General features: G+C 54.4%; 9 protein-coding genes and 2 pseudogenes. 2 read left to right on the top strand and 9 right to left on the bottom strand.

Going from position 1 to position 8560, the window contains the following annotated elements:
- The 7 genes and pseudogenes from O71_RS17535 to O71_RS17515 form a co-directional block, all read right to left on the bottom strand.
- Positions 1 to 197, bottom strand: a pseudogene (locus O71_RS17535) (hypothetical protein); the annotation flags it as partial.
- Between the two features lie 199 nt (positions 198 to 396).
- Complete coding sequence (locus tag O71_RS17530; protein WP_237717889.1) at positions 397 to 1080, bottom strand: alpha/beta hydrolase; 684 nt, start codon at positions 1078 to 1080, stop codon at positions 397 to 399.
- Positions 1081 to 1100: 20 nt separating this feature from the next.
- Positions 1101 to 2027, bottom strand: a complete 927-nt coding sequence (locus tag O71_RS26670) for an HAD-IC family P-type ATPase (protein ID WP_007659515.1) — start codon at positions 2025 to 2027, stop codon at positions 1101 to 1103.
- Complete coding sequence (locus tag O71_RS25930; protein ID WP_007659514.1) at positions 1985 to 2710, bottom strand: HAD family hydrolase; 726 nt, start codon at positions 2708 to 2710, stop codon at positions 1985 to 1987. Before O71_RS25930 ends, O71_RS26670 begins: the two co-directional genes overlap by 43 nt.
- The gene (locus O71_RS25925; protein WP_237717888.1) at positions 2701 to 3807 is read right to left on the bottom strand and encodes an HAD-IC family P-type ATPase; all 1107 of its coding nucleotides are present in this window, start codon (positions 3805 to 3807) and stop codon (positions 2701 to 2703) included. The genes O71_RS25930 and O71_RS25925 overlap by 10 nt, the downstream gene beginning before the upstream one ends.
- A gap of 192 nt (positions 3808 to 3999) precedes the next feature.
- The gene (locus tag O71_RS17520; RefSeq protein WP_040574635.1) at positions 4000 to 4770 is read right to left on the bottom strand and encodes an SDR family NAD(P)-dependent oxidoreductase; all 771 of its coding nucleotides are present in this window, start codon (positions 4768 to 4770) and stop codon (positions 4000 to 4002) included.
- Between the two features lie 147 nt (positions 4771 to 4917).
- On the bottom strand, positions 4918 to 5379 hold the full coding sequence (locus O71_RS17515) for a DUF2267 domain-containing protein (protein WP_007659511.1): 462 nt from the start codon (positions 5377 to 5379) through the stop codon (positions 4918 to 4920).
- Between the two features lie 226 nt (positions 5380 to 5605).
- Between O71_RS17515 and yjjX the strand changes: the two genes are divergently transcribed.
- On the top strand, positions 5606 to 6166 hold the full coding sequence (gene yjjX, locus O71_RS17510; RefSeq protein WP_007659509.1) for an inosine/xanthosine triphosphatase: 561 nt from the start codon (positions 5606 to 5608) through the stop codon (positions 6164 to 6166).
- A 4-nt stretch (positions 6167 to 6170) separates the two neighbouring features.
- On the opposite strand, the gene O71_RS17505 is transcribed toward yjjX, so the two are convergent.
- The gene (locus tag O71_RS17505; protein WP_007659508.1) at positions 6171 to 7100 is read right to left on the bottom strand and encodes a gamma-glutamyl-gamma-aminobutyrate hydrolase family protein; all 930 of its coding nucleotides are present in this window, start codon (positions 7098 to 7100) and stop codon (positions 6171 to 6173) included.
- A pseudogene (locus O71_RS17500) lies at positions 7081 to 8091 on the bottom strand (amidoligase family protein). The gene O71_RS17505 and the pseudogene O71_RS17500 overlap by 20 nt, the downstream one beginning before the upstream one ends.
- Positions 8092 to 8302: 211 nt before the next feature.
- Between O71_RS17500 and O71_RS17495 the strand changes: the two are divergent.
- A partial coding sequence (locus tag O71_RS17495) for a gamma-glutamyltransferase (protein WP_369750984.1) occupies positions 8303 to 8560 on the top strand: 258 nt, incomplete at its 3' end.

The following is an 8560-nucleotide window of genomic DNA, read 5'->3' as shown; positions in this document are numbered from 1 at the left end:
ATGATGTCGTGCCCCTCAAACAGCTTTCTGTTGGCCAGGGTATGGGCCATCACATCCAGTTCTTCGTCTGCTACATCATCGTCCACGGCTACGCAGGCGTGCATAATAGCGATCCAGGCTTCCTGCTCGTTTTGTGGGGTATAGGTATAGGAATCGGGTACGTTGGTCCGACCTGTGGTGTTAAATACTCCTTCCATCTATTCTTTTATTGTTCAGTTATTGAGGTACTTGCTTGGTAATGCATTTGTTTTGTACGGCTCTGTTTTGGGTGGCCAACTCAAGGCAGTTTTGCCAGTATGCGTTCCACCTCTCGTTTGTAGGCGGGGTTCTCATTCATGCCATTATGCCCCTGTCCTTTAAGCAGCACTAACCGGTCCGTTGGCTTTAAGTGTGCCTTCAGCTTTTCAGAGGACCCAGGTAGATGATCTCGTCCAGCATGCCATGGAATAGCGCAATCGGGGCTTTGGTCAGCTGTACAAACCGGAACGTCTCAAACTTATACCTGAGCAGGAAGGTAGGCACAAAGGGGTAGAGGCTCTGCATCAGATCGCCCAGGCTATAGTAAGGGGCCTGCAGGATCAGAAGCCGGGGCTTGTTTTCGGCCGCCAGTTTAGCAGCAGCGGCTGTCCCGATCGAGTAGCCGATCACCACGATCTGCTCTTCGCCATACCTGTTCTTCAGGACATCGTAAGCCGTCTGCACGTCTGCATAAAACTGGGACTCACTGCTGATGCTGCCTTCGCTTTTGCCATACCCGCGGTAGTCTAGCACAAACACATCGTACTGCAGGTCAGTATAGGTTTCGTATACCCAGCCCCATGAGTCCACCGAGCCGGCATTTCCGTGCAGGTAGAACACAAGCCCTTTCGGGTCAGGAACTTTAAAAAGCACACCGTGCAGTTTGGTGCCGTCGCTGGCAGGTATAGTGAGCTCCTCAAACTCCTGCCTGAACCCAAAACGGTAATCAGTGGGTAGTTTTTCCGGAAAGAAGATCAGGTTCTCTTGCTGAAACGATAAAAAACCCATAAGCAACAAGTATAGCGAAACCAGTACAATCCCAATGCGAACTAAAGTCTTCAAGGCTTAGGTATAGCAGCGGCCTAGTTACTGGCCGCCGCTTTCTCTTTTCGTTTGTTGATGCTAAAACGGATGGTCTTCTCGATGGTCACGATGATCAGCAGTACTACACCGGCGCCGAAGATGCGCAGCAACTGCATTGCATCCAGTGGTGCCGAGCCAAACAGGGTGTTCATGATCGGCAGGTAAATGAACAGTGCCTGAAAGAAGAACATCGCCGCGATACCGTAATACACCCACATGTTACTGAAGAAGCCGATCTGGCGCATGGGCCGCACCAGGGAGCGGCAGCTCAGCAGGTAAAAAGACTCCAGGACCACAAACACCGTTGTCGACACCGTGCGGGCCTCTGCTACATCTGTGCCCAGTATGCGGCGCTCGTACAGGTATAGGCCAAAGGCGGCGATCAGCAGGAGCGTACCTACCAGCAAGGTGCGCATGACCAGGTCTTTGGTCAGAATGGGCTCGTTTGTAGGGCGCGGCGGACGGTCCATGATACCCGGCTCCTTCGGCTCAAAGGCCAGTGTCAGGCCTAGCAGCACTGCAGTGGTCATGTTGATCCAGAGCAATTGCACCGGCTGCACCGGCAGCTGCGTGCCCAGGACCACAGCGAACAAGATCACAAGTCCCTCACCGAGGTTGGTCGGCAGTGTCCAGACAATGAACTTGGTCAGGTTGTCGAACACGCTGCGGCCTTCCTCCACAGCTCCTTCTATGGAAGAGAAGTTGTCGTCGGTGAGCACCATGTCCGAGGCGTCTTTGGCCACGTCGGTTCCGGTGATGCCCATGGCTATACCTATGTTTGCCTGTTTCAGGGCGGGGCCGTCGTTCACGCCGTCACCGGTCATGGCCACCACATGGTCGCGGGCCTGCAGGGCTTTCACAAGTCGCAGCTTCTGGTCAGGGGCTACCCGGGCGAATACGGCTGTTCTCTCGGCGATCTCCTCCAACTCCCGGTCCTCGATCTGCTGTAGTTCCTTTCCGGTGATGGCCTTGAGTTTGCGTTTTCACGGGTGCCTTCCAGCCCGATCTGGCTGGCGATGGCGGAGGCCGTTGCGGCATGGTCACCGGTGATCATCTTCACGTCTATGCCTGCCTGCTGGCAAAGTTTCACAGCTTCCACAGCTTCCTTGCGCGGCGGGTCGATCATGCCCTGCAAACCGATAAATACCAGGCCGGAGCGCATGTTGTCGTGGTCTATACTGTTGAGGTCTTCCGCCTCAGCCATGCCGAATGCGAGCACGCGCAGGCCTTCACCAGCCATTTGCTCTACCTGTTTGTTAATGCCATCCGTGTCCAGACGACCGGTTTCGCCATCGGGCAGCAGCATGCTTTCGCTTCTTTCCAGCACGGCTTCCACGGAGCCTTTGAGGTATATGACGCGTCGTTCACCTTCGTGTAGGGTGGCCATGTACTGGTGTTCCGACTCAAAGGGAATGGCATCTTTGCGAGGCAGTTTCTGCTCCAGTTCGCCTCGCTCAAAGCCGGCTTTCTGTGCGGCCACCACCAGGGCACCCTCGGTCGGATCGCCTTCGATGGTCCACTGGCCTTCTTTCTCTTTTACTGAACTGTCGTTGCAGAGCAGGCCCGCTACAAGTAGTTGCTCGAGCGCCTTGTTCGTGTTCAGGTCCACCTGCTGTTCACCTTCCTGTACCTGCCTTCCGGGCGATAGCCCAGTCCGCTCACGGCGTATACCTTGTTGCCGGCCACGATCTGCTGCACGGTCATTTGGTTTTCGGTCAGGGTACCTGTTTTATCAGAGCAGATCACGTTTGTGCTGCCAAGCGTCTCCACCGCCACCAGCTTGCGGATGATCGCTCGACGCTTGGCCATTTTGGAAACCCCCAGCGCCAGCATAATAGTTACAGCCACGGGCAACCCCTCAGGTATAGCACCTACTGCGAGAGCCACCGCCACCATAAAGGTATCGCCCCAGTCCGCTCCACGTACGGTCTCCACAATAAACACTGCAGCGGCCAGCCCCAGAATAACCCAGAGCAGAAGGTGGCTGAATTCCTTGATCTTCTTGGTGAGTGGGGTCTCCAGGGTTTCTGCACTCGAGATCGACTCCTGTATTTTGCCTACTTCGGTCTTATCGCCCGTGCTCACTACCACACCGGTTGCCTGCCCATAGGTCACGACTGTGGAGGCAAAGCCCATCGAGAAGCGGTCGCCCAGCACATCGTCGGCCGCTACAGGCGCTGCGTTCTTTTCCACTGCCACAGACTCACCGGTCAGTGCTGATTCGTCCACTTTGATGTCGCGCACGTGCACCAGCCGCACATCAGCCGGAAACTTGTCGCCGGACTGTACCTGCACTATGTCACCGGGGACCAGCTCCTGTGCATTGATGTTTTGTTTTTTGCCATCCCGGATCACCTGTGCCTTGGCCGTCATGCTGCGGGACAGCGCATCGATGGCAGCAAGCGCCTTGGATTCCTGTATGTACCCGATGATGGCATTGACGAATACGACTCCGAAGATCACAGCTGAGTCAATGTATTCTTCCAGCAGGAGGGTGACTACCGTGGCGACCAGCAGGATGTAAATCAGCGGCTGGTGAAATTGCAACATAAAGCGCACAAAGGCACTCTGTTGCTTTTTTGGCGTCATTACATTGCGTCCGTATTGCTCCTGCCGCTTCTGTACTTCAGTTTCTGTCAGTCCTTTTTTAGATGATACCCCCAGCAGCTCAAGTGCCTCCTGTGCGTCAAGGCTATGCCAGTCCATATGCTGGTCAGGGTTTAGCGGGCTTTTGCTTACTCTTTTCTGCTCTGTTACACTCATAGTCAGTTTGAAGTTCGTGTTGATGCAGCCAGCGGAGGAAAGGAATTCCCCCGCTGGTTGCACCTTTAATTCCAATACAAGGTGAGTATCTGAATTAAAATAACGCTTGCTCTCGCTTTGTTGTCATACGGGGAATTACTGGGTGAGGTAGGCTCCATCCACAGCATAGTAGGCGCCAGTCACAAAGGAGGCTTTGTCAGAACTGAGCCAGATCACCAGTTCTGCAACCTCTTCGGGCTCTCCCAGGCGGCCGATCGGGTGCTTGCCTGCCAGGAACTGCAACACCTCTTCGGTCATACCGGCATCGGTCAGCAGCGGCGTTTTGATAAAGGCAGGTCCGATGGCGTTGACGCGTATACCTTGAGCAGCATACTCGATGCCCCCGTTTTTAGTGAGTCCCACCACGCCGTGCTTGGCGGCCACGTAGGCGGCGGAGTTGGCAAAGCCCACCTGACCCAGGATAGAGGAATTGTTCACGATAGCACCGCCGCCGTTTTGCAGCATCTGTCTGATCTGAAAATGCATGCAGTAAAAGACGCTGTTCAGGTTCACGCTGATGACCTTGTTCCAGCCTTCGATGCTCATCTCACCGATCGGGTTGGCCTCACCGCCTATACCTGCGTTGTTGAAGGCAATATCCAGCCGGCCAAATTTCTCCACGGCCTGCTGCACCATGCGCTCGCAGTCTTCCGGCTTCGAAACATCACCCAGCACAAAGATGGCTTCACCGCCCTGGCCTTCTATCTCTTGCACTACCTGCATGCCCGGTTCTTCGTGAATATCGGACACAACTACTCTGGCCCCTTCGCGGGCGTAGAGGATCGCACTGGATTTGCCGATGCCCGAGGAACCGCCGGTTACAAGGGCTACTTTGCCTGTCAATTGTCTTTGTGATGATGCTGCCATTCTTTTCAGAGTTTTGAGTTTGGATCTTATTGGATTGAGTACAAATCTCTACATCAGACCCAAGCAAAAGAATGACCTCGGTCACCATTAAAACCGTTAGTTGTCAGTGCCGGGCCCTGTTGGTCTGCATGCCGCAGTAGGTATACCTTAGCCGCGGTGGCGCTCGGGCGCTGCCGGAAACAGCGGCTTTATGTCTGCTGGCATCTGTGTTGCAATATGCTGTAGCTGGCCTTCAGTGAGGTAGTGCATACTCAGTGAAGTCAGCACCACCGCGATCAGGTCTTCTGTGGACTGTGACCAGTTAAATTGCTGCTCTCCGTGCCTGGCCTGTTCCTGCTTCACGGCATCTTTAAACTCTTCCAGGCTCTCAAACTGCAGCGGCTGCTCCCGGTATTGCCAGTGCTCTGTGTAGAGGGCCTTCAGGAACATTGGCAATTGTGAGAGCACATGAAAAGACTCACTGATGGCGATTCTGTCCCGGATCGTGTGCAGGACCGCCCTCAGCAGAATGTAAGTCTGTCCTTTTTCTTCCGGATGCCCCAGGTCTGCCGCCAGCTGGTTGATGTACTCATTACCTTCCTGCGCGAATTTTTCAAAATAGTTTGCCATAGCTGTACATAGTTTTATGGTAGCGAAATAGAATTTGCCGGAGTCCTATGTAATTGCTAACGCGTAGTAAATGAGGATGTTTGGCAGGAAGTAGAACTATGCATTATACCTATATAATGCTCTTTGAGTAGCGACCGGTACTGTAAGCCGCTCAGCGGAGAATAGATGATTTTTACTTCTGCATTCACTTCACTTCCTTTGTAGCCGAGCAAGTAGCATATACCTGATGAGCAAAACAGAGCAAACTATCGTCGTCTCTTCGCGCAATCCCGTCAAAATAGAGGCTGCCCTCCGGGGTTTCCGCAAAATGTTCCCTGGTGTGCACTTCGAGGCCATACCTGTGTCGGTGCCCTCGGGCGTCGCAGACCAGCCTATGACTGACCAGGAGACTTTGACAGGTGCCCTGAACAGGGTGAACAATGCCTGTGCGGCACATCCGGAGGGTGATTACTGGATAGGTATAGAAGGTGGTGTGGAGACGCACGACGATGAACTGGCTGCTTTTGCCTGGGTGGTGGTACGGTCGGCCACAGGTATAGGCAAGGCCCGGTCCGCTTCTTTTTACCTGCCGGGTATTGTGGCTGACTTGGTGGGGCAGGGGATGGAACTGGGTGCAGCGGATGATCTGGTGTTCAACAAGTCCAACTCAAAGCAGGTATCCGGCGCCATCGGGCTGCTTACTGACAATGCGGTAGACAGGGCGCAGCTCTACGAACAAGCCGTTGCGCTGGCACTGGTGCGCTTCAAGAACGAAGCGCTATACCTGCAGAAATCGCTGGAAAAGTAGCCTATCACTCGGGTTGGGTATCATCGCACTGCTGTTCCAACTGCTTTTCGGCTTCCAGGGCTGGCTGTGACATGGCAGCCTGCAGGTCCTGCTCCTCGATCTGCTGATTGACCAGCCTGGCCTGCTGCACCAGTCCTTTGAATAACCGACGGTGTGAGCGACTCTGCGGCAGATACTCCGGATGCCATTGCACACCGATCATGAATTCCTGCTCCTGGTGTTCTATACCTTGCACGACCTTGTTGGGCTCACGGGCCACTATATTCACGGATTCTCCTGCTTCTTTTACTGCCTGGTTGTGCAGCGCATTCACGCGAAGTCGCTGCGTCCCCAGCACCTGTGCGAGCTTACTCCCTGCTTTTATGTGCACTTTTTTCACCGGAAACACACTCGCCGGATTAGGCTCTTCAAGGTAAAAGGTATTGATATCCTGGTAGAGGGTGCCCCGGAAGTAGACGTTCATCAGCTGCGCGCCCCGGCAGATGCCCATCACTGGCAGGCCTTTCTGGACGGCCTGATCCAGCAGCTGCAGTTCCAGTTGGTCGCGGGCACGGTCCAGTCCGAAGGAAAGCTTTCGACTCAGCAGCTTGCGCAGCAGAAAAACAGCCGGGTAGTAGACCCAGCTCACAAAGCGGCCCACCCGCTGAAAAATGTTTTTCCTCGGGTGCTGCAGCGTGCGCTGCAGGTACTCGTCCATCACATGCTCCTGTTCATAAATAGTAGGGTCCACGTCAGCGCCTCCGCCTATGATCAGTCCCTGCAGACCATCAGCAGTGCGGGGCCTGGAGGGCGTGATGCGCACGGGCCGGCCCCCGGCAATAAGTACCGAGAGCGCCGTGAAGAACCAGGCGGCCCCGCCTCCCTTGTCCGGTCCGGTAATGCCAATGGTTGGTCTGCCGCGGTGTATCTTATTTTTAGATTTTAGGATAGCCATTCCGTATTCTTTTGATCCATTTGGTTTCAAATCCTAGCAGGGTATTCGCTTTGAGGTAGCCGTATTCTTTGCTGAGATGCTCTACCATGCCCGGGTCGCTTGCCAGTTCCTCCACCCGTACCCAGATGTTCCATTCCTGTGCCAGCGTCCAGTCCGGCTGTGCGATCGAACTGTTGGGCAGTCTGTAATGAAAGGCACTGCGGGCCTTTACCTTGCCGAGTTTGGTATACTGCATCAGCAGGTCGCCTCTGAGGTGGGCTAGCAGCGGGTACAGGTCCAGCGGGCGGTTCCGGTCGGGGTTGTAGGTATGGTAATCTATGATAAACCCGTCCAGATCAGGGGTGTAGCCCGGGTTCAGCACAAGGGTCACGTATTCGATCGGGTATGGGGCAATAAAGGGACTGATCTGCCTTGCCAGGTCGGTCCGGCCTTCTTCCAGCAGCCAGGGGTACAGCAGCAGGAAAGCGCGCAGATAGGTCAGCAGCGTACCGACATCCTGACGTGGAACCTCCACATTGATGTGGGTGCCGAAGGCGTTGGTGAGGAAAGACTGGTTCCCTCAGCATGAAGCTTGTAAAGGGCCTCCCGCAGCTTTTTCTATTTCCGCGAGCTCCGTGCAGGGAATGGGCGGACAAGCGATCTCGTTCGGAAACACCTTGCCGACCAGGCTACGGAGCGTTTCCTCTACCTCATCTTCCAGGGTGCCATTCCCGATTTTGACATCCTCGAGGCGCAGATTGAAGGTCTCAAACACTTTTTTGTAGCGCTTTTCCGTCAGCAGCGTCAGGTCGAATTCAATCGTAAAATCGCCGAGCTTCGTGTCTGTTACCTTTTGTTTGAAGCGGTTTTCCTTTTGTATAATTCCCCCATACAGCTCCTGAACTAGTTGCGCCGAGTCTTCTATGCTTACATTGGTATACTCCAGCTCAAAGCCCACAGTGCGTAGCGCTCCTTTTTCATTGTGCAGTATGGGAGGTTGTTTGAATACCATATGTAAGTTTCCTGATAAGTTAATAAAAACGGCTATACAGGTATACGGTTCGGATGCGCCTCTTGCAGCCAGAGATAATCGATCCTTAAGCCTGCAGCTATACCTGCTTTAAAACCCGATGCGCTGCAATCGGGTAAAGAATAGGATTCATACACTGAAAAAAGAAAGAGCAGGCTTGACATTCATCAGGATCACCCTAATTCTTGCAATCATCAGTTTCTCGGGCTGCGCAGGCTGGGATACAAACGAAACCGGGCTGGTCACTGACAAGGCCATGGTGGTGACAGCGCATCCGCTGGCTTCTGAAGTGGGCACTGCCATACTGCGCAGAGGCGGCAATGCCGTGGACGCGGCAGTGGCGGTGCAGTTTGCCCTGGCAGTGGTATACCCTGATGCCGGGAACATAGGAGGCGGTGGTTTTCTGGTGCTGCGGCAGCAGGATGGGAGCGTGGATGCGCTGGACTACAGG

Origin of the sequence: Pontibacter sp. BAB1700 (assembly GCF_000277005.1) — a bacterium.
Classification (GTDB): domain Bacteria; phylum Bacteroidota; class Bacteroidia; order Cytophagales; family Hymenobacteraceae; genus Pontibacter; species Pontibacter lucknowensis.
The sequence above is the reverse complement of the archived record's forward strand: the minus strand, read 5'-3'. Positions and strand labels throughout refer to the sequence as shown.